Annotated in this window: 20 protein-coding genes; 10 read left to right on the top strand and 10 right to left on the bottom strand. The window is 71.6% G+C overall.

What is annotated here, in order from left to right; translation table 11 throughout:
* Positions 1-2 precede the first annotated feature (2 nt).
* Complete coding sequence (locus AB0B98_RS31625; RefSeq protein ID WP_357367389.1) at positions 3-896, bottom strand: TetR family transcriptional regulator; 894 nt, start codon at positions 894-896, stop codon at positions 3-5.
* A gap of 109 nt (positions 897-1,005) precedes the next feature.
* On the opposite strand from AB0B98_RS31625, the gene AB0B98_RS31620 reads away from it, so the two are divergent.
* The 8 genes from AB0B98_RS31620 (at position 1,006) to AB0B98_RS31585 (ending at position 8,463) form a co-directional block, all read left to right on the top strand.
* Positions 1,006-1,998, top strand: a complete 993-nt coding sequence (locus AB0B98_RS31620; protein ID WP_357367387.1) for an ABC transporter ATP-binding protein — start codon at positions 1,006-1,008, stop codon at positions 1,996-1,998.
* Positions 1,995-3,620: an anibiotic ABC transporter gene (locus AB0B98_RS31615; protein ID WP_357367385.1), complete on the top strand. Its 1,626-nt coding sequence runs from the start codon at positions 1,995-1,997 to the stop codon at positions 3,618-3,620. The genes AB0B98_RS31620 and AB0B98_RS31615 overlap by 4 nt, the downstream gene beginning before the upstream one ends.
* 400 nt (positions 3,621-4,020) lie before the next feature.
* Positions 4,021-4,653, top strand: coding sequence for a restriction endonuclease (locus tag AB0B98_RS31610; protein WP_357367384.1), 633 nt, complete (start codon positions 4,021-4,023; stop codon positions 4,651-4,653).
* Positions 4,654-4,767: 114 nt separating this feature from the next.
* A complete protein-coding gene (locus AB0B98_RS31605) occupies positions 4,768-5,748 on the top strand; it encodes a hypothetical protein (protein ID WP_357367382.1) in 981 nt (326 codons plus the stop codon).
* Positions 5,679-6,200: a hypothetical protein gene (locus tag AB0B98_RS31600; RefSeq protein ID WP_357367380.1), complete on the top strand. Its 522-nt coding sequence runs from the start codon at positions 5,679-5,681 to the stop codon at positions 6,198-6,200. The genes AB0B98_RS31605 and AB0B98_RS31600 overlap by 70 nt, the downstream gene beginning before the upstream one ends.
* 52 nt (positions 6,201-6,252) lie before the next feature.
* On the top strand, positions 6,253-6,591 hold the full coding sequence (locus AB0B98_RS31595) for a hypothetical protein (protein WP_357367378.1): 339 nt from the start codon (positions 6,253-6,255) through the stop codon (positions 6,589-6,591).
* Between the two features lie 231 nt (positions 6,592-6,822).
* A complete protein-coding gene (locus tag AB0B98_RS31590; protein WP_357367376.1) occupies positions 6,823-7,347 on the top strand; it encodes a peroxidase in 525 nt (174 codons plus the stop codon).
* 210 nt (positions 7,348-7,557) lie between these two features.
* Positions 7,558-8,463 carry a DUF559 domain-containing protein gene (locus tag AB0B98_RS31585; RefSeq protein ID WP_357367374.1) on the top strand — a complete coding sequence of 302 codons (906 nt, stop codon included), beginning with the start codon at positions 7,558-7,560 and terminating at the stop codon, positions 8,461-8,463.
* Positions 8,464-8,568: 105 nt separating this feature from the next.
* On the opposite strand, the gene AB0B98_RS31580 is transcribed toward AB0B98_RS31585, so the two are convergent.
* Positions 8,569-9,405, bottom strand: a complete 837-nt coding sequence (locus AB0B98_RS31580) for a hypothetical protein (RefSeq protein ID WP_357367372.1) — start codon at positions 9,403-9,405, stop codon at positions 8,569-8,571.
* 285 nt (positions 9,406-9,690) lie between these two features.
* Between AB0B98_RS31580 and AB0B98_RS31575 the strand changes: the two genes are divergently transcribed.
* Together AB0B98_RS31575 and AB0B98_RS31570 are read left to right on the top strand one after the other, a co-directional pair.
* Entirely contained in the window at positions 9,691-10,140 is a 450-nt protein-coding gene (locus AB0B98_RS31575) for a ribonuclease domain-containing protein (protein ID WP_238670618.1), read from the top strand.
* A 109-nt stretch (positions 10,141-10,249) separates the two neighbouring features.
* Positions 10,250-10,615 carry a barstar family protein gene (locus AB0B98_RS31570; protein ID WP_357367369.1) on the top strand — a complete coding sequence of 122 codons (366 nt, stop codon included), beginning with the start codon at positions 10,250-10,252 and terminating at the stop codon, positions 10,613-10,615.
* A gap of 116 nt (positions 10,616-10,731) precedes the next feature.
* Here AB0B98_RS31570 and AB0B98_RS31565 read toward each other — a convergent pair whose 3' ends face one another.
* From AB0B98_RS31565 to AB0B98_RS31530, 8 genes are all read right to left on the bottom strand, one after another.
* Positions 10,732-12,225 (bottom strand): FAD-binding oxidoreductase, encoded by a 1,494-nt coding sequence (locus tag AB0B98_RS31565; RefSeq protein WP_357367368.1) that lies wholly within the window; start codon positions 12,223-12,225, stop codon positions 10,732-10,734.
* 151 nt (positions 12,226-12,376) lie between these two features.
* On the bottom strand, positions 12,377-13,102 hold the full coding sequence (locus AB0B98_RS31560) for an HD domain-containing protein (RefSeq protein ID WP_357367366.1): 726 nt from the start codon (positions 13,100-13,102) through the stop codon (positions 12,377-12,379).
* An 82-nt stretch (positions 13,103-13,184) separates the two neighbouring features.
* Complete coding sequence (locus tag AB0B98_RS31555) at positions 13,185-14,531, bottom strand: polysaccharide lyase family 1 protein (protein ID WP_357367364.1); 1,347 nt, start codon at positions 14,529-14,531, stop codon at positions 13,185-13,187.
* A gap of 53 nt (positions 14,532-14,584) precedes the next feature.
* Positions 14,585-15,763, bottom strand: coding sequence for a Gfo/Idh/MocA family oxidoreductase (locus AB0B98_RS31550; RefSeq protein WP_357367362.1), 1,179 nt, complete (start codon positions 15,761-15,763; stop codon positions 14,585-14,587).
* A 25-nt stretch (positions 15,764-15,788) separates the two neighbouring features.
* Positions 15,789-17,282 (bottom strand): mannitol dehydrogenase family protein, encoded by a 1,494-nt coding sequence (locus AB0B98_RS31545; RefSeq protein WP_357367360.1) that lies wholly within the window; start codon positions 17,280-17,282, stop codon positions 15,789-15,791.
* Positions 17,273-18,577, bottom strand: coding sequence for an enolase C-terminal domain-like protein (locus AB0B98_RS31540; RefSeq protein WP_357367358.1), 1,305 nt, complete (start codon positions 18,575-18,577; stop codon positions 17,273-17,275). The genes AB0B98_RS31545 and AB0B98_RS31540 overlap by 10 nt, the downstream gene beginning before the upstream one ends.
* Complete coding sequence (uxaC, locus tag AB0B98_RS31535) at positions 18,574-20,007, bottom strand: glucuronate isomerase (RefSeq protein ID WP_357367356.1); 1,434 nt, start codon at positions 20,005-20,007, stop codon at positions 18,574-18,576. Before uxaC ends, AB0B98_RS31540 begins: the two co-directional genes overlap by 4 nt.
* Before the next feature lie 25 nt (positions 20,008-20,032).
* Positions 20,033-20,869: Gfo/Idh/MocA family oxidoreductase (locus AB0B98_RS31530; RefSeq protein WP_357367354.1), on the bottom strand; the 837-nt coding region annotated here is incomplete at its 5' end.

The raw sequence follows: 20,869 nt of genomic DNA, 5'->3' as shown, positions 1-20,869 counted from the left end.
CGTTATGGCGCGGTCAGGTGCCGGTAGACGGTGGCCCGGGAGACCCCCAGCGCGGCGGCGATGGCGTCCACCGAATGGGTGCCCGCCGCGTGCATCCGCCGGGCCGCCTCGACCTGCTCCCGGCCCAGCGCGGGAGGTCGTCCCGGCCGCCGACGCCGGTGCGCCGCCGCACCGACCGCGCCCGGAGTCGTCGCCGCACTCGTGTTTCGCGGGGTGGCGTCCCGCGCGATCCCGGGCGCCGGGCTTTCGCGCGCCGACGCCGGGACCGTCGTGGTCGCGTGCCGCCAGGCCGCGGCGTCCGCGTACGGCCCGGCCGCCGCGTCCGCGGGCAACGGCGCTTCGGCGTCAGCGGGCAGCGGGGCCAGCAACCGGCGTACGCCGTCGAGCATGTCGGCGCGCAGCACCTCGTCGGACACGTCGGTGAAGAAGACGATCGGATCACTGCACGCCGCGACCGCCTGCACCGCCCGGACCCGCTCCCGACGCCCGGCGTCCGGTCCGGCGATGAGGTCGTTGGCCCGCATCGCGATCACTATCAGGCGGTGGTACGTGTCGCCCCGGCCGACCAGCGCGATGTCGTGGAAGAGCATGCCGAGTGGCCGGCGATGGGCGAGCATGATGTCCACCCAGCCCTCCAGCACCGTCCACCGGGCCTGGTCGATGGGCTGGGTCTGGGCCGAGTCGAGCAGCGCCTCCAGGTCCGCCACCAACGGCTCCACCAGGGCGGCGAGCAGGTGTTCCTTGGCCGGGAAGTGGTACAGGACCGCGGTCTTGGTCAGCCGCAGCCGCTCGCCGATCTGGCGCAGCGAGGTGCGCTGGTAGCCGTGTTCGGCGAACAGGTCGAGCGCGGCACGCAGGATCCGGGTGCGGGTGTCGTCCGCGGGATCGGCGGTCATGCCGGCCAGCCTAGCGACGTCCTGACCGGTGGGCACGATCACCGTTGATTCGGCTGACCGTTGGTCAGTACAGTGAGATCGGTCGACGCAGCCAACGGCAGGAGGGGCGATGCCCGTCATCTCGATCGGCAACCTGGTCAAGACGTTCGGCGCCATCCGGGCACTCGACGGGCTGGATCTGCGGGTCGAGCAGGGGGAGGTGCACGGCTTCCTCGGGCCCAACGGCTCCGGAAAGTCCACCACCATCCGAATCCTGCTCGGGCTGCTCCGTCGCGACTCCGGTGACGCCCAGGTGCTCGGCGCCGATCCGTGGCGCGACGCGGTCCGCCTGCACCGCCGGCTGGCGTACGTGCCCGGCGACGTCAACCTCTGGCCCAACCTCACCGGCGGGGAAGCCATCGACCTGCTCGGTAAGCTGCGCGGCGGCCTGGACCGGCAGCGCCGCGACGAGCTGCTGCACCGCTTCGACCTCGACCCGACCCGCCGCTGCCGCACGTACTCCAAGGGCAACAGGCAGAAGGTCGCCATCGTCGCCGCCTTCGCCTCCAACGTGGAGCTGTACGTGCTCGACGAGCCGACCTCCGGCCTCGACCCCCTCATGGAGACGGTGTTCCAGGACGAGGTCCGGCGGGTCAAGCAGGCCGGCGCCACAGTGCTGCTCTCCAGCCACGTGCTCGCCGAGGTCGAGGCGCTCTGCGACCGGGTCAGCATCATCCGCGAGGGCCGCACCGTCGAATCCGGCACCCTCACCGAGCTGCGCCACCTCACCCGCACCGCGGTGACCGTCGAGACCGCCCGCCCGGTCACCGGCCTGGACGCGCTGCCCGGCGTGCACGACGTGCACGAGGTCGACGGCCGCACCCACCTGGAGGTCGAGCCCACCCACCTCGACGCGCTGCTCGGCCAGCTCATCCGCTTCGGCGTCCGCGCGCTGACCAGCACACCGCCCACCCTGGAACAGCTCTTCCTCCGCCACTACGGCGACGACCCCGCAGCCGCAGCCACCGGCGCTTCCGCCGACGCCGCTGCCACTGGCGCTTCCGCCGCCGAGGTCTCGGACGCCGATGCTCCGGCTGACGCCCCACGGGGCGGCGTCCGGTGAGCGCCCTCACCGGCACGACCCGGCTGGCCCGGCTCGTCCTGCGCCGCGACCGGATCCGCCTCGCCATCTGGATCCTCGGCACGCCCCTGCTCGGCTACGCCCTCGCCGGCAGCGTCGCCGGCATCTACCCGGACCAGGAGGCCCGGCTTGGCTACGCCACCACCTCGGCGTCCAGTCTGGTCGCCCGCGCCTTCAACGGCCCCATCCACGGCACCAACCTCGGTGCCGTGGTGGTCGCCGAGACGTACGTGACGCTGGCCCTGATCGTCGCGCTGCTGAGCACCTTCGCGGTGACCCGGCACACCCGCCAGAACGAGGAGACCGGCCGGGCGGAACTGCTCGGCGCGAACGTCGTCGGTCGGTACGCGCCACTCACCGCCGCGCTGCTCGTCATCGTCGCCGCGAACGCCCTGGCCGCCGCGCTGCTCGCGCTCGCGCTGGTCGGCGCCGGCCTGTCGCTGGCCGGTTCCCTCGCGGCAGCCGCCGCGATCGGCGGCGTCGGGGTCGCCTTCACCGCGATCGCCGCCGTCACCGCCCAACTGTCCGTCACCGCCCGGGGCGCCAACGCGCTCGCCGCCGCCACCGTCGGGCTCTCCTTCGTGCTGCGCGCCGCCGGAGACGTCCTCGGTGAGCAGAGCGCCGACGGCACCCGGGTGCGCAGCGCCTGGCCCTCATGGATCTCCCCACTCGGCTGGGGCAACCAGGTCCGAGCCTTCGACGGTGAACGCTGGTGGGTCCTCGCGCTGCCCGTCGCGCTGCTGCTCGCCGGGGTGGCACTGGCGTACGCCCTCGCCGAGCGCCGCGACCTCGGCGCCGGGTTGATCGCGCCCCGACGCGGGCCAGCGAGCGGTGCGCCAGGGCTGCTCAGCCCCGCCGGGTTGGCCTGGCGGACGCAGCGCGGCACGCTGCTCGGCTGGGCGGTCGGGGTGGCCGCGCTCGGCCTCCCCATGGGCGTCGCCGCCGACGAGTTCAACGACATGATCGACGCGAACCCGGCCGCCGCCGAGGCGATCAACGCGATGGGCGGCGGAGACGACCTGATCAACGCGTACCTGACCGCGATGCTCGGGCTCTTCGCGCTGACCATCGGCGCGTACGTCGTGCAGGCCCTGCTGCGCGTCCGCGGTGACGAAGCCGACGGGGTGCTGGAGGCTGCCCTCGCCACGGCGGTCAGTCGCACCCGCTGGCTCGGCACCCAGGTGCTCGCCGCGACACTTGGCGCGATCGTCCTGCTGCTCCTCGCCGGCGTGACCACCGGCCTCGGGTACGGCATCGTCACCGGAGACCCGCTCGGCCAGGCCGTCGAGCTGGGCGGTGCCGCGCTGCTGCGCCTGCCCGCCCTGCTGGTGATCGCCGGGGTGGTGACCACGATCTTCGGGCTGCTGCCCCGCTGGTCGGTGGTGCTGTCCTGGACGGCGCTGCTGGTCTTCCTGCTCCTCGGGCAGCTCGGCGCGGTGCTGGAGCTGCCGCAGGCCGCGCTCAACGTCTCGCCGTACACCCATGTGCCGGCCGTGCCCGCTGTCGACCCGGCGGCGCTTCCCCTGGTGGTGCTGGCGGCGGTGGCCGCGGCCCTGCTCGCCGTCGGCGTGGCCGCCTTCCGCCACCGCGACGTCCCGTCCTGAGCGGGCGTCTCGTGATCGTTGGCAGCTCAGCGACCCGACACGCCGACGCCGGCCCTGCTGAACTGCCACCGATCACCTGAGCTAGCACAACTGGGCCGTGGAGGGGCGTTGTACACAGGGGGCGGCTGTAACGGCGAACTGGTACGGGGACCTGACGAGGGTCTGCCGCTGGCGGGCCGAGCCTGCTGGCGCTCATCCCACCACCGAGCGAGCCGACGCCGTCGGCGGTGCAGCGACAGCGGCTGTGTCGCACGCGGCCGCCACACTGGGGCTTCCTCGACCGGAGAGGTGCCTCGTGCCGTACGTCAGGTCACACACCAGGAAGGGCGGCGCGCGAGTTCGGGCGCACTACCGACGGCGGCGCACCAGCAGTGTTCGGCGCAGGTCGACGGTCCGCCGCATGGCCGGTGGCGGCGGGTCGGCCAACGGCTGGCTGCTCGCGCTGGGTGCCGTCGTCGCCTTCGTGCTCCTGCGTGCGGTCGTCGATGTCGTGCGCCGCCATCCATACTGGACCGCGCTGCTGGTGAGCGTCATCGTCGCGACGGCGGTCGCGGTGGTTGTCGTGGTGTCGAGGCAGCGGGCCCGCGAGCGGGCCCACCAGGCCCAACGGGACCGGTTGATAGCGGTGACCGACACGATGAGCGGCCCCGAGTTCGAGCAGTGGTTCGCCCGGCTTCTGGTCGCCTCCGGGTTCCGTGACGTGCGGGTGTGCGGCGGCTCCGGTGACCGGGGAGCCGACGTCACCGCGGCAGCCCCCGACGGCCGACGGGTCGTGGTGCAGTGCAAGCGGCAGAGCGTCACCAACCGGGTGGGCAGCGCCGCGATCCAGCGGTTCGCCGGCACCTGCCGGGTGATCCACGGCGGCGAGATCTGCCTGCTCGTGACGAACAGTTTCTTCACCGCCGGCGACGGCATCCAGATGGCCCGACAGCTCAACATCGACCTCATCGACCGGCACGCGTTGCAGATGTGGGCCTGGACGGGAATATCCCCGCTGCGGTCCGGCTCTGAAAGATCGAGGACAGCGAATTGACAGTGCGGGAATTACTGTCTCGACATGGCACCGTCCATTCCCAGAAGTGTCAGTGCGAAAGGCGTTGCCGACCCACTGAGCGGCCGTAGCGGCGGAGGGTCGACGCTGCCCTCGGTGCCGAAGGACCTGGCCAGCCGGCAGATGTGCTGCGCCATGCACCTGCGTCCGCCGTTGGCGGCGCAGGTGTTGCTGCTGTACAGCCTCGACAACCCGAAGGCATGGTGTCCCTCTTTCGGGGTGGACACGGTCGCGCTGGTGCGCCACGCCCAAGCGGCCGACACCCATTGGCGGAAGCTGTACGACGCGGTCGCGATGACGCGTTATGCGTTACTCGGTCTGGTCGGGCTGGGCATCCTCCTTCTCTGGCGGGACGGGCCGGTGACGGCGCTGCTCACGCTGCCGCTCATCGCGGTGGCGTGCGGGGTCGGGTGGCGCACCACCTTCCTCAGCCTCCAGGAGACCCGCGCGGCGGCGATCGACACGATGGCGGAGGAGAAGGTGCTGGCCGCCCAGGCGTCAGAGGTCGAGTCCGAGCTGGAGGACGAGCTCGCCGCCCTGCAGGACGCCAACATGGTCGTCTTCGAGGTTGCCGCGGACAACCCGTTCGTCGGCAGCGGCACCGAGATCGGCCGCTGGGCCCTGCCACCCATCGAGGTCAGTCGCGGCCGAGAAAAGAACCGAGACGGTACGCGGCCATCCGCGACCTTCTCCATCCGCGACCTGCACGACGATCTGATCCGGCTCGCCCGGTCACGGCTCGGGCTCAGCGACATCGAGGTCACCAAGCGGATCTACGTGCGGGGGGACGTGCTGCCGGACTGTGAGGGGTTGTTCCACCCCGACGAGGTACGCCCGCCGTCCCGGCTGGAAACGTCCTGGGTTGATCTGGGCAGCGATGCGCCGGGGGAGCAGGCCAGAACGTACGTGTGTCTGGCGAAGAGCCTCGTCGGTGGCCAGATCGTCGTCACCCTCTTCGCCCGCTACACCCTCGACAGGGCATTCTGTCCTGCGAGTTCGCCGCCTTCGTGCTGCCGCCCGTCCGTCGCGACTCCGCGCCCGCCACCGGCTTCTACGGCCTGTTCGGGGAGGATCTGAGCCCGCTTCACGGGCGCTCGACCACCTCGGCCCTCGCCCTCGCGGCGTGGCGCACCTACCTTGCCCAACTGTTCCTGCGCTCGGACCGGGGCATCGACCTGGCCGAGGCGCACGAGGAACGGACGCAGCATCACTACGAGGCGCTCCAGGAGGGGCGACGCTACGACTACGGGGCGCCCTTCAGCGCCCGGGAACTCGCGGCCAGCACGAGCATCGAGAGCTATTTCGAAGTCGCCGATGTGCGCGACTGTCTGTTGCGGATGCAGCGAGGAGTGATCGACTGTCTGGTGGCGTTCCTGACGGACAAGGGCATCGACACGTCCGAGATAGCCGCCGGAAAGCAGCGGATCATCAACAACATCACCAACATCGGAGAGGTGTCCGGTCGGGGCAACATCTTCGGAAGCCACGGACGCGTGACGAATGTCGATCGCGACGACCAGACGGACTGATCGATTGATGTCCCGCAGGCCCGGCCAGCGGGTGACCCGGAAGGACGAGTCAGTGAGTCAGTTCAACTTCAGCGGCGACATCAACGGTGAGGCGAACGTCTTCGGTGACCACGCTCAGGTGCACAACCGGAGCAACGATTTCAGTCGGGGCTCGGACCTTTCCGGGCTCGTCGCTGCCCTGGTCGACGAGATCGCGAAGCACCGGACGGAGGTTCGCGAGGCCGAACGGCTGACCCAGTTGGCGAGCACGGCTGCGGCATACGCCGCCGAGCCACGCCCCAACCTGGAGGGCATCCGCAGCCTGCTACCGGCCCTGCTGGCAGGTGCCGGAACGGTGACCGCCGTCGCCGACGCCGTGCTGCGCGTCTCCCAGGCCGTCAACAGCCTGTAGCGGATGTGAACGTCGCCCTGGCGGCCTCAGCGTGGGTGGGCGGCACAGTCTCGGGAGGTGGCGGGTCGAGAGTGAGAAGGCGGCCCGGCACCTGACGACCGTTGGGCCCTTCGCGCACGGCCGGTTTCCCGACAGCGTTCGCAGCCCCAACGGCGTACCGTCCGGGTCCAAACAGGGGGGAGTCGGATGAGTTTCCTACGGCAGGCAGAGCGGTCCGCGGACACTGAGCGGATGTTCGATACCGACACGAAGGCGATGGGCTACCTGCCCAACTACACCAGGTTGTTCGCCCACAATCCGGCGGCGTATCTGGCATGGCAGCAGCTCAACGGTGCGGTGAAGGACGGGATGGAGTTGCGCCGCTATGAGTTGGTGACCCTCGCCGCGGCCCGGGCCCTGAAATCCTCCTACTGCGGTCTGGCACATGGAAAGGTCCTGCGCGACAAGTTCTTCGACGCGCCGACTGTCGCCGCCATCGCGTCGGACCACGGCAGCGCCGGCCTCTCCGCGCAGGAGGTCGCAGTCGTCAACTTCGCCGGAAAGGTCGCGGCCGATGCGAACTCCGTCACCGAGGTCGACGTCGCGGACCTGCGTGCTCACGGACTCGATGACACGGATGTCTTCCGCGTCATCCTCGCCGTTGGCGCCAGATGCTTCTTCAGCACCGTCCTCAGCGCGGCGGGGGCTGAGCCCGATCCGCAGTACCAGGAGAGCCTGGACGCGGATCTGCGGCAGGCGCTGCGTTTCGGCGGTTAGATTCACCGAACACGCACCGTGGTGTATCCCTCGCCTCGGCGGCGATTGTTCGACTGGTTTGAGGCTGCGTTGGTGGAGAGACCGAACGCTGCGCCAAGGGCCTTGACGGACGCCTACCACGATTGACCGCCACCCGAACGGCTGTCCACAGGTGCCTCCGCTGTCCACAGCAGCCCGCGCAAGGGCGGGGCTTCACGCCAGGGTGAGCCGGTGGATGCGCGGATTCAATCCCTCCTCGTCCGTGGCGATGGGCTGGTCACTCGACGGGACATGCTGCGGGTGGCCCCGGCGTGGACGATCCAGACCGCCCGGCGGGCGGACCTGCTGATCCGCAGTCCCAACGCCGACCTGCCGATGCTGGCCCGGGTCGAGCGGGACGTCGCCCGACGCGCTGCGCTGGCGTACGTCGACGAGCGTGGGGCGCTGAGCCGCCTGACCGCGCTCGAGGTGTGGGGCCTACGCCGCCAGCCACCGGGCGAGCCGGTGTATCTCGATCTGCCGCGGGGATCAGGCCTGCGTGATCGGGCGCATCTGGTCGTAACCCACAGGTCCGACTTCGCGGTCGCGCCGCCGCAGGTGGTGACACGGGCAGGACTGCCGGTCACCCGGCTCGACCGGACCCTGGTGGACTGTTGGCCGCTGCTGCCGCCGATCGACCGATCGAGCTTGCTCATCCGTGCGGTCAACGATCGGATGACCACGCCGCGGCGCCTGGCCGCCGCCCTTGCCGAGGTGGCGAGAATGCCCGACCGTGGAGCACTGAGCGGTCTGCTGGACCGGCTCGCCGCCGGGTGCCGCAGCCCGTTGGAGATCTGGGGCCACGACCACGTCTTCACCGGACCGGGTATGCCGACGTTCATCCGGCAGGCGCGGGTACGGGTCGGTGCCCGGACGATCTACCTCGACATGTTCGCCGCGGTGGAACGGGTCAACATCGAGCTGGACGGCGCGACCAGCCACGGCGACCCAGCCGAACGCGAGATCGACCTCCGCCGCGACGCCCTGCTCGCCACCGTCGGCATCCTCGTCGTCCGCTTCAGCCACCGCCGCCTCACCACGGCCCCGGTCCAGGTCCGCCAGGAGACCCTCGCTATTCTCGCCAACCGCCCAGCCTGATGATCAAGTGATGAGAAATAGCTCCCACAGGCCCTCCACACCTACTTTTCATCACTTGATCATGGGGGAGTGGGGGAGGGGCGGGGAGGGGCGGGGCGGGGAGGGCTAGTCGGGGGCTGGCGGTGTACGGGTGGGGTGGGTCTGTTGTGGGGGGATCCTGGGCGTCGGTGCCGACTCTGGTGAGGGGTTGGCGTGGCGGTGGAGGAGTTCGGCGATCCAGCGCGCGGCTTCGCTTTGCGCGGTGAGCAGGTGTTCGCGGGCGTCGGCCAGGTCGTCGTCGTCCGCGTGATCCTCCAGGATCGTCGCCCACCGGCGGCTCAACTCCTCGGCGTACCGGGCCTTTCGGATCTGCTCGTCGAACTGGTATTCCAGCTTGACCAGGCGGTCGACGTGCGGCTGGAGCGCCGGCATGATCCGTTCGTCGAGTCGTACGGAGGCGTCGGGGCGGCAGGTGAGCGTGATGTCGCCCCGCTGGTAGTGCCACAGGGGATCCTCTGCGAGCGCCCGCTGCAACGCCACCTCCAGGTCGCCGGCCCGGTGCGGGGGCAGGTCCCGGGCGGCGTCGGCGGCGAGTCGGGTCAGCCGTTGGATGGCGTTGGCTTGGAAGTACTGCACGTACCAGCTCAGCACCTCGGACCGCAGGCTCGCCGACGATGACCAGGCGAACGTGGCGCGGATGTAGAAGGAGTACACGTACCCGCGTGCGGGGACCGCGATCAGCCGGGGCGCGTCGCGTTGTTCGACGAGTGGACCGGACGGTGACGGCGCGGCAGCGGAGCCGACGGGCGCCTCGTCCTGGAGCGCGGCGACCAGCCGATCCCAGTTTCGCGCCCACCACCGCCAGCCGCGTATACCGGCGTCGCGGGCGACGGTCAACCCTCGTACGCCCCGGTGCCGCCACTGGTCCGCTGGCCTCGGCCTCCCGTCGGGGGCGTCCGTCATGGCACCCTCCCCGGTCACGGATCCGCGTTTCACGCTAACAACCGGTGACCGATATGCCTGCCGCCACGCCGTCACCGAGCGGACCGCATATCGGTACGAACCAGGCCATGCGCGCCGTCGACGGTGGGGTGGCCGATTCGCCGAGACAGATGATCATTCGGGGTTTACCGAGCATTGTGGAGCAGTTGGGTTGCCGTGGGGTGTTGTCGCCGACCTTCAGCGGTGAGACTGGGTCCGGTCCGACAATCACGCGGATCGATGGATCGAATGGTCTGGAGGCAGCCTGTGTCCACCCTCGTGTCCCCGCTGGCCACGCTCGGCGCGATCCGCCGGCGTACCACCACCCTCGTCCTGCTCCTGGCCATGGTCGCCGCCGCGCTGGTCGGCCCGTCCGTGGTTTCCCCTCGGTTGACCGACCCGGCCTCGGCGGCGGTCTACAGCTCCTGCACCATGAGCCGCTGCGCGGACGCCCGCACCGCCCGTTCGGGTTGGTCCGCCAAGGGGTTTCCGACCAGCCGAGGCTGGTACTCCTGGAGCGGCGGGAAGTCCAACTTCGCCGGCGGCCAGTTCTACAACTACGAGGGTCAACTGCCCACAAACGCCACCTACTACGAGTACGACGTCTACCCGCGCACGCAGGGCGCCGCCCGGGACGCGTACCGGATCGTGGTGAACCGCAGCACCGGGGTCACCTGGTTCTCGCCCAACCACTACACCGACTTCTACCGACTCTGACCGGTGTGGGGGGTCGGCCGGCCTCGGCCGGTCGGCCCGCTGCGGTTGGTAGTTCCGGTCAGTTGTAGCACCGGTCGGATGTCGCTCTGGTCAGCTCAGGAGGAATGTGATGGTCGAGGAGCACGCGGGTCGGGCGCCCGACTGGCTGATCGTCTGCCACGACGGTGGTCTCGACGAGCCTGGCGCGGTGGTGCTGGCCGGTGCGGTGACCCGGACCAGGGCTGGCCTGTTCGCGGCGCTCGCCGCCGTACTGGCCCTGCCGGCGTACCTGGGGGAGACCTGGGACGCCCTCTCCGACGTGCTCCGGGACCGGCTCGCCGCCGGGCCGCTCACCCTGCTGGTCACCGGTGCCGGCCAACTGCTCGTCGACGAGCCGCCCGACCAGTACGGTCTGCTGCTCGCCGTGCTGGGCGACCTCGCCACCAGCGCACCGCACCCGCTGCGCGTCATCCTCAACGAGGCTGTGCCCTCCTGACCGGGCCCGGCACGATCGGCCTGGACGTCAGCCGGCGTCGCGCTGGCCCCTCGGGGCACGAGGGGTGGTGGCCCGGCGGTGCGGGTGGGTGCCACCCGCACCGCCGGGCATCGGGGTCAGTGCGTCGCGGGCGGGATGCTCTGCTCGTACTGGAAGACGTTGTGCGGGTCGTACTTCGCCTTGATCTTGCGCAGCCGGGGGAAGTTGTGCCCCCAGTAGGCCTTCTCCCACTCGGCCATGCCGATGTTCGGCACGTTGACGTAGGCGCCGTCCACGTAGGGCCGCAGCGCCTGGCTGAACTCGGCGATCCAGGTCTGGGCGATCGGCGTGACGGCATCGTCGCTGTCGGGCTCGCCGCGTTTGCCCCAGCCGACGCCTGGCTCGGAGTAGAAGAGCGCGTCGCGGTGCGGGAAGGCGGCGCCACCGAATGGCTCCTGCCGTTGCGCCCCGCGGCCGAAGGCCTGGGTGAAGAAGTTGCTGTCGGGCGAGGGCGCCTTCTCCATGAACTCACGGACGATGCTGACCGCCTTCTCCGGGAACGGCTCGCGGGTGAACTGGGAGAAGAACTTCCACTTCGCGGGCTCGTCCTCGTTCGGGATCTGGAAGCCGGCGTAGACGTCGCCCCAGCCGCCGATCTGCACTGTGACAGTGGGGTTGCCGATCGACAGGATTGGCGCCAGCAGTTTCCTGGCCTCCGCCTCGGATCCCTCCGCGAGCACCGCGAACAGCAGGATCGAATCCGGGTGGACCTCGACCTGGGTGCCGAGGCGCGGGTCGGTGAAGGGTGCGACGCGCTGCCAGGCGTCGAAGACCTCGTGCAGGTCGCCGAGACCGGGCCAGGTCACCTGCAGGTAGGCGACGCTGGTGAGCGGAGCGACCTGGTAGGTCAGGGAGGTGACGATCCCGAAGTTTCCGTTGCCCGCGCCGCGCAGCGCCCAGAGCAGGTCCGAGTGGTTCCACGGGTCCACCTCGAGCACCTTGGCGCCGTCGGCGCCCGCCGCCACGACGATCTCCGCGCCGATCAGGTTGTCGCAGGCCATTCCGAGGTAGCGGGTGAGGAAGCCGAAGCCGCCGCCGAGGGTGGCCCCGGAGAGGCCCACTGTCCCCTCCGTTCCGGTCGTCGCCGCGAGGTCGTGTTCCCCGAGGGCGGTCACCGCCTCCGACTGGTTGAGCCCCGCGCCGACCTTCGCCGTGCGGGCGGCGGTGTCGATGTGGACGTCCTTCAGCTCGCTGACGTCGATCACGATGCCGTTGTCGACGTTCGACCAGCCTTCCAGGTTGTGCCGGCCACTGCGTACCCGCAGCGCGACGTCGTGCTGCCGCGCCCAGGTGAGCGCGTTGACCACGTCCTGGGTTTCCTGAGCGAAGACGATGACCAGCGGATAGTGCACGAAAAGCTCGTCCCAGCCGAGGCTGGCCTCCGCGTAGTTGGGGCTCTGTGGGCGGACGATCCGGCCGGTCAGCTCTGCCGGCGGGAACCTCGTGTCGGAGGGCCACCCGGGACCGTCGGCCGCGATGGCCGAGCTGCCGGCGATCACGCTCGGGATGGCGACCGCCCCGGCGCCGACGGCCGTCGCCCTGAGCAGATCACGACGGGAAAGGTCGCGCATGGTCCGAATCCTCTCGATTGGTGACACGCCCGAAAAGTGAACCGAGAGGGGCATTTCCTCTCATCTGGCGCGAAACTAACCGTAAGGCCCGAGGCTTCCTGGCAGATCCGAGAACTTGTCACGGAACCCGGTCGGGTGATCCGGGGACGGGTCAGTTCGGGGCGGGCTGGTCCAGGATGGCGCTGAACCGCTCCTCGGCAAGGTCCAGTTGGCCGAAGATGTGCCGCTTCACCGCTGGCGACAACGGGGTGTCCGGCCGGCCGATCAGGTCCCGGAACAGCGGCACCAGCGGCCGGTACTTCCGGGCCGACGAGATCACCTTCGGCCCGACCGTGTGGATCACGCCCACCCCGTTGTCGGTGAAGTCCGACACCTTGATCACCCGGGCCCAGGGCTCCCGGTCCAGACTGACCGCCAGGTGCTCCCGGTACTGCGCGTTGCGGTCCCGCTCGGGGTCGTACACCGGATTGGTGACAGCGGCGACCAGGGTGGCCACCCGTGGCCCGAACCGCGCGGCGAGCGCGGCCAGCGCGGCCCCGGTCGGGTCGGGGCCCGCGTCGCCGTCGGCCAGCTCGACCGGATGGTCCTCCACCGCGTCGTGCAGCAGACCGGCGACGATCACGTCCACGTCCCGCACCTGGTAGTGGTGCATCAGCCTGATCGCCACCCGCAGCAGGTGGTTCAGGTACGGCTCGCGGACGCGTCGATCGTCGCGGTGCAGTTCGGCGGCGAGGTCGAGCGCGGCGGTCAACCGTGCCCGGGCGGCGTCGTCGAACTGCTGGACCTCCAACCGGAAACGCTCCAGCAGGCCCGGTTCGCCGTGGATCTCGGTGATCGCGTGCATCGGCATGCTGCCCAGGTGCGGCGGGAAGTCCATGCGTCACTTATAGCCGATCATCACCAGATCGATGAGCCCGTACGTCGCCCACCCGACCGCGAGTTGCGGGCGCGCCGAGCCGTCAGATCGGCAACCGGTCGGCCCCGGCGAGCGGGCCCACCAGGAGGGGAACCAGCGGCGCCGGCAGCACGAGGTCGCGGCGCAGGGTGGGCGTCCAGCCCGCGTCCGCGGCCAGGTCGGGGTCATGGGTCGCGTTGTACGCCGCCAGCAGGTCGATCGGTCGGGCCGTGCCGCCGCCCTGGCGGACCCAGGAGCCCCGCTCGGTCAAGGCGGTGCCGCCCCAGTCGTAGAGCAGGTCCGCCGGGTCGACCGCCGCGTCCAGTGTGAAGAAGTTGTTCTGCGCGTAGATCGCCGACTGGACGCCGACGCCGAGCGCGTACTGGAAGGCGTCCCCACCGAGTCGGTAGTGGTTGTTGTAGACGTCGACCTGGCCGAAACGCACCCGGGGCAGCCGTTGCAGGACGCCGTCGAAGAGGTTGTGGTGCAGGGTGACCCGCAGCCGGCCCACGTCCGGGCCGACGGTGTTGGACGAGCCGATCAACAGCAGCTTGTCCCGGCCCGTGAACCGGTTCCACGAGGCGGTGACCAGGCTGGCGGTGTGTGTGACGTCCAGCGACCCGTCATGCACCTGGTACGGCCGACCGAAGTACACCGGCTGAGCGCTGTCCGGGTTGTCGCCGTCGGTGAAGGTGTTGTGGTCGACCCAGACGTTCTCGCTGCGGCGTACCGAGATCTGGTCGTACTGGCTGTTCCAGTTGCCTGCCTCGCCGTCGGTCGGCGACCAGGCGGGGAAGCAGTCCCGGGCGTCGACGAGGGTCAGGTTGCGGACGATGACGTTCGACGCCCGGTCGATCATGAGGGTGAGGCCGGTCAGTCGAGCGCCACGCAGCCCGACGATCGTGGTGTTCGGTCCGACGTTGATCTGGGTCTGCCGGGTCTGGTTGGTCACCGAGCGCACCCGAGCCTCCTCCAGCGGCCCGCTCGGTGGCACCCGTCCCCACACCGCCGGGTCGTACGCGGCCAGGTAGGCGTCCAACCGGTAGGCCGGGTCGGCCAGGTCGGCGCAGCTCAGCGGCGTGCCGCCGGGTCCTTCGAAGCCGTCGATGGCACCGTCGACGTAGACGAGCTTCGGGGTGGCGTCGGCGGCGTTGTCGCCGCCCAGCGCGGCGACCAGTTCCGCCCGGTTGTGGACCACCCGGGTCCGCTCGGGGGTGGCCGCCGAGCCGCCGGTGGTGCCGGGGCCGTCGGCCGCCCAACCGTCGCGCTCGGGCAGCGTCTGCCGCCCCAGGTGGTCGGCCAACCGGGAGAGCCGGTCGGCGGACGGGACGTCCGGACGGGTGGCGGCGGCGGCCGGGGCGGCGCCGAGGAGTAGGGCGACCACTGTGGCGCCGCCGAGGATTCTGCGCATCGACTCACTCCATTCGTTGGTGGTGGAGGTCGGTCCCAGGTGGTGTCTGACCGCTATCCGGTCAGCTCGGCGCGGTACGCGCCGGACGCCCACGGCACCCCCAGTTCGCTCGGCAGCGCCCCCCGCTCGGCCGCCCGGCGCAACACGTCGACGACGCCCCGCAGGTGGCGGACCCGCTCCCCGCCCTCGCCGCTGGTGGTCACCAGCTCGCCGTCGAGCAGCCGGGGCTCCGGCGCGGGCCGCAGCGCGTCCAGCAGCGCGGTGAACGGCGCGGTACGGGCCAGCGGTGCGATCAGTGGAACGCCCGACGGGTCGGCCCGGTGGGCGAGCAGGTTCTCCAGCAGCCCCAGCCGCCCCGGCACCCGGCGGGTCACCACGTCCCCGGGCAGGCGCAACCGGTCGGTCGGGTACTCCAGCACCGCCTGCCCCGTCGTGCCGGTCACCACCACCTCGCCCGCCACGAACTCCTCGGCGGCCAGGGTCACCGCCACCAGCACCGGCGGCCCGGCGCGGAACCGCACCCGCAGCACGGCGGTGTCCTCCACCTCGATCGGCCGGACCCGGTAGCGTTCCACCTCGATCGCGACCGGCCACGGCGTCGCCCCGGCGAGCGCCTCGGCGATCGCCAGGCACTGCATCACCGCGTGCGCGAGCGGGTTGACGAGCGCGCCGTCCAGCACGGGTCGGCCGTCCACACTCCGTCGACCGGCCCAGGGAGAGCGGGCGTAGTAGGCGTCCGGCCGAAGCCACGCGGCGATGGTGGAGATGCCGGTGACAGTGCCCAACCGGCCGGCGGCGAGCGCGTCGGTCAGCGCGGTGAGGGCCGCCGAGCCGAGCGCCTGGAAGCCCACCTGGGCCACCCGACCGGCGGCGGTGAGGGCCCAGGTCAGCTCCTCGTGCTCGGCCAACGACAGCACCGGGGGCTTCTCCAGCAGCAGGTCCGCGCCGGTGGCCAGGGCGTCGCGGGCGATCGCCAGGTGGGTGTGCGGCGGCGTGCAGATCACCACCACCTCCGGCCGGGTGGTGGCGAGCATCGACCGGTGGTCGGTGAACACCGCCACCCCGGGCGGCACCGGGGCTTCCGGGTCGTCCTCCACCGGCCGGACGTCGACCAGGCCGACCAACCGCAGTCGACCGGTGGCGTGCAGGGGCGCGATCACCCGCCGGTGCCAGCGACCGTGCCCGTTCGCCCCGATCACCGCCACCCGGGGCGGCGGGGTCGCCCCGCTCACCGCCGGCCGGTCCTGGTGGACCCGGTCACCGGGCACCGGCCAGCGTGGCCTCGACGCCGTGCCGCTCCAACGCGGTCAGCCAGGCGATCACGTCGGCGCGGACCTCGTCGTCCTCGGCCACCTCCAGCGGGATGACGTCGCGCAGCGCGAAGACCGCGTCGACGGCACCCGCCGGGCTCTGCGCCCCGGCGTCCAGCGCGGCCCGGATCGGCCCGGCCAGTGGGTCCTGCAGCGGCAACGGCCGGCCGTCGTCGGCGTACCCCAGCGCGAAGCGCAACCAGGACGCCACGACCAGCGCGCCCCAGCGCGCGGAACGCCCGGCCGCGCGCAGGTCGGCGATGGTGTGCAGGACGCGCTGCGGCAGCTTCTGGGAGCCGTCGATCGCCACCTGGAGGGTGCGGTGGTGGATCGCCGGGTTACCGAACCGGGCGAGGGCCTGCTCGCCGTAGTCGATGACCCGCACCCCGTCCGGCGGGGTGAAGCTGGCCGCCACGTCCTCGGCGATGAGCCGGCGCAATACGTCACGCAGGTGCGGGATCTCCAGCGCGTCGGCGATCGTCTCCCGACCGGCCAACGCTCCGAGGTACGCGATGGCGGAGTGCACCCCGTTGAGGGCGCGCAGCTTCAACCGCTCCCACGGGCCGGCGTCCTCGGTGAGCACCGCCCCGGCGAACTCCCAGCCGGGCCGGCCGCCGGGGAAATCGTCCTCGATCACCCACTGCGCGTACGGCTCGGCGGCCACCGCGGCCAGGTCGGTCACTCCGAGCGCACGCCGGGCCGCCTCGATCGTCTCCGGGGTGCTGGCCGGCACGATCCGGTCCACCATGGTGCCCGGGCAGGTGACGTTGCCGGCCACCCACTCGACGAGCCCGGCGGGCACCCCGGCGGCCCGGCCGACCGCCTGGTCGAGCATGCCGCGCAGTCGCCGACCGTTGGCCGGCAGGTTGTCGCAGCTCACCAGCGCCACCGGCCCGGCGTCCGCGGCGGCCCGGGCGGCCAGCCCGCGCAGCAGCAGCCCCGGCACAGTGGTCGGCGCTCCGCCGCCGGCCAGGTCCGCGGCGAGCGCCGAGTCCGGGGACAGTCGGCCGGTCACCGGGTCGAGTTGGTACGCCTTCTCGGTGACGGTCAGTGTCACCACGCGGACCGCCTGGTCGGCGAGCAACGCCACCACGGCGTCCGGGTCGCTGGGCGCGTGCCGGACGCCGCTCAGGGCGCCCACCACCCGGGTGGAGCTGCCGGCCGCGGAGAGGGCGCTGACGCTGAACAGGTTGTCCTGCGCGGCGATCGCCTCGACCACTGCGGCGCTGCGTGGCGCGACGGCCACGATGCCCCAGTCGCCCCCGGCCGCGCCGACCGCGGCCTCGGTGAACACGGCCTGGTGGGCCCGGTGGAACGCGCCCAACCCCAGGTGTACGACGCCGGTCGGCACGGTGCCCGGCCGGATCAGCGGGCGGGCCTCGGCGGGCAGGCGGCGCAGCATGCCCAGGCCGAGCCGGGAGGCCCCGACGGTCACCGCCATGCCGGACCGTCCGGGAAGCGGAACTCGGCGATCGACGCGGGCTTCATGGTGGCGCTGTAACCGGGCCGCTCGGGCAGCAGATAGCGGCCACCGCGGGTCCGCACCGGATCGACGAAGTGTTCGTGCAGATGGTCGACGTACTCGATCATCCGGCCGTCCAGGCCGGTGCCCACCCGCAGGTAATCGAAGATCGCCAGGTGCTGGACGTACTCGCAGAGGCCCACGCCGCCGGCGTGCGGGCACACCGGCACGCCGAACTTCGCCGCCAGCAGCAGCTCGGCCAGCACCTCGTTGACGCCGCCGACCCGGCAGGCGTCGACCTGCATCACCCCGATCGCCTCGGCCTGGAGCAACTGTTTGAAGATCACTCGGTTGGCGGCCACCTCCCCGGTGGCCACCCGGCAGCGGCCGGCGGTCAACTCGGTCACCGCGCGGGCGATCCGGGCGTGCCCGAGGACGTCGTCAGCGTGGGTGGGCTCCTCGATCCAGTACGGGTCCACCTCGGCCAGCGCCGCCATCGCGGTGATCGCCTCGTCGACGTCCCAGACCTGGTTGGCGTCCATCATCAACAGCGCGTCCGGGCCGATCTCCTCCCGGATGATCCGGGCCCGCCGCAGATCGTCGGCGAGCGGACCGCCGACCTTCATCTTCATCGCCCGCCAGCCGTCGGCGTACGCCTGCCGGGTCAGCGCCCGCACCTTGTCGTCCGGGTAGCCGAGCCACCCGACCGAGGTGGTGTACGACGGGAAACCGTCCCGTTCGAGGGCCGTCAACCGGTCGGTCAGCCCGTCACGTCCCTTGTCGAGGATGGCGGCTGCCTCGTCCGGCGTGAGCGCGTCGGTGATGTGCTTGAAGTCGATGCTGGCCACGAGGTCGTCGGTGGGCAGCTCGGCGAGGAAGCGCCACATCGGCTTGCCGGCCAGTGTTGCCCGCAGGTCCCACACCGCGTTGACCAGCGCGCCGGTCGCCATGTGGATGACGCCCTTCTCCGGACCCAGCCAGCGCAGCTGCACGTCGGCGCTGAGCGAGCGCCAGAACGCCACCGGCTCGGCCGTGATCTCCTCGATGGTGCGCCCCTGGACGTGGTGGGCCAGGGCACGCACCGCCGCACAGGTGATCTCGTTGCCCCGGCCGTTGGTGAAGGTGAACCCGGCGCCGGTCGGGCCGGCGTCGGTGCCCAGCTCCACGTACGTCGCCGAGTAGTCACCCCGGTTGATCGCGTCGGAGCCGTCGCCCCGGGCGGCGGTGGGGAACCGCACGTCGTGCACCTCGACGGAGGTGATGGTGACCGTCATTGCTGGTGTCCTCCGAAGTTGAAGACCCGCTTGGGCAGCCGGTACGCCAGGTCGACGATGGTCTCGGCGGCCTCGTCCATCGGCAGCCTGTGCTCGGCGACGAGCCGGGCCAGGAAGCCGGCGTCCACCCGGCGGGCCACGTCGTGGCGTACCGGGATGGAACAGAACGCCCGGGTGTCGTCGACGAACCCGGTGGTGTTGTAGAAGCCGGCGCTCTCGGTCACCGTCTCCCGGAACCGGCGCAGCACCTCCGGGGAGTCCAGGAACCACCAGGGCGCGCCGAGCAGCAGCGCGGCGTACCCGCCCGCGAGGGGCGCCAACTCGCGGGTGAAGGTGTCCTCGTCGAGGGTGTAGAGCACCAGTCGCAGCCGGGGGTCGTTGCCGTAGCGCTCCAGCAGTGGGGCGAGCGCGTGCACGTACTCGGTGGCCTGTGGGATGTCGCCGCCGACGTCGCGGCCGTGCCGGGCGTGCAACCACCGGTTGTGGTTGCGCACCGCGCCGGGGTGCAGTTGCATGACCAGGCCGTCGTCGAGCGACATCCTGGCGAACTCCACGAGCATGTGCGCCCGGAACGCCTCCGCGTCGGCGGCGTCGGCCTCGCCGCGCCGGCCCCGGTCGTAGAGCCGCCCGGCCTCGGCCGGGGTCAGGTCCAGGGTGCGCGCGGTGGGGTGACCGTGGTCGGAGGAGGTGGCCCCGGCGGCGATGAACGCGGCGCGTCGGGCCCGCAGCGCGGCCAGGTAGCCGGCGTACGTGCCAGTGTCCTCGCCGGCCCGATCGCCGAGACGGTTCACGTTCGTCGACCAGCCCTCGAACTCCATGTCCACCACGTCGTCCGGGCGGAACGTGGTGACCACCCGGCCGCCCGGCCCACCCCACCCGTCGGCGGCGAGCTTGGCGTGCTGCGCGAGGTCGTCCAGCGGTGACTCGGTGGTCGCGAGGACCTCGATGTTGAACCGCTCGAACAGCGCCCGGGGCCGGAAGTCCGGCTCGGCGAGCCGGGCCGCGATCTCGTCGTAGAGGGCGTCGGCGGTGCTGGGACGAAGCGGGCTGTGCACCCCGAACACGGTCCGGAAGGTCTGTTCCAGCCAGAGTCGCGACGGGGTGCCCCGGAACAGGTGCCAGTGCGCGGCGAAGCGTCGCCAGATCACTCGGCCGTCGGTCTCCACCGGGCTGCCGTCGCGGGTGGGCACTCCCAGATCCGCCGGGGGCACGCCCTGACTGAGCAGCATCCGGGTCAGGTAGTGGTCGGGCACGATGAGCAACTGCGCCGGGTCCGGGAAGGGGCGGTCCTCGGCGAGCAGGGCCGGGTCGACGTGCCCGTGCGGCGAGATGATGGGTTGCTCCGCCGCCAGGGCGTACAGCTCCCGGGCCAGCGCGCGCTGGTCCGGCTCGGGCGGCAGGAGCAGGTCGGTGTGGTCGAACGTGGGCACGGAGTGGGGCTCCTCGTCTCCTGTGTCAGCGGGGGGTGAGCAGGTCGGCGACGCGGACGGGTTGGCCGGTCTCGAAGGACCGGTTGGCGGCCAGACCGGTGAGCAGGGCCAACGCGCCGTCGTCGGCGGTCGCGGCGCGGCCCAACGGGTCGGGTTGACCGCCGAGGAGAACCCCTGTCATCCGGGCGTCCGCACCGCCGTGCCCGTGCCGACTGCGACCCTCCACCGGGATCTGCCGGGGCGGGGCCCAGAACGGGCGCAGGGTAAGCGTCGCACCACCGCCCTCGGCCGGCGCCTCGACGCCGTGCAGGGCGGCGCCCTTTACCGCGCCGGAGGTGCCCCTGTCGACGTAGTCGTTCTCGGCCACGTCCAGCTCCAGTCGGCCCCGGCTGCCGTTGACCATCACCCGGTAGCCCTCCCACGGGGCGTACGCGGTGAGGTGGTAGGTCATGGTGGCGCCGGTGGAGTAGCGGGCCAGCACCGCCATGTCGTCCTCGATGCTCACCCCGGGCGCGAAGACGTTGCGGTCGCGTTGGTAGCCGTCCTCGGCCTCGGCGTCGAGGTACAGCTCGCGCAGCCGGGGGTGCGCGTCCAGCCGCAGCGCGAACGGGTCGTCGACGGCGGCGGGGGAGCCGTGCGCCCGGTCGTAGTCGCGGGCGTAGCCGTGCCGGCGACCGTCAGCGCCGTAGAAGAAGAGGCGGCCGGCCGCGTACACCTCGACGGGTGTGGCGGCCAGCCACCAGTTGACCAGGTCGAAGTGGTGGCTGGCCTTGTGCACCATCAACCCGCCGGAGGTGGCCTTGTCGCGGTGCCAGCGACGGAAGTAGTCGGCGCCGTGGCGGACGTCGAGCAGCCACTCGAA

The sequence above is a fragment of the Micromonospora sp. NPDC048947 genome (assembly GCF_040649495.1).
Taxonomy (GTDB): Bacteria; Actinomycetota; Actinomycetes; order Mycobacteriales; family Micromonosporaceae; genus Micromonospora; species Micromonospora alfalfae.
This window is presented reverse-complemented; position numbering and strand designations above follow the sequence as displayed.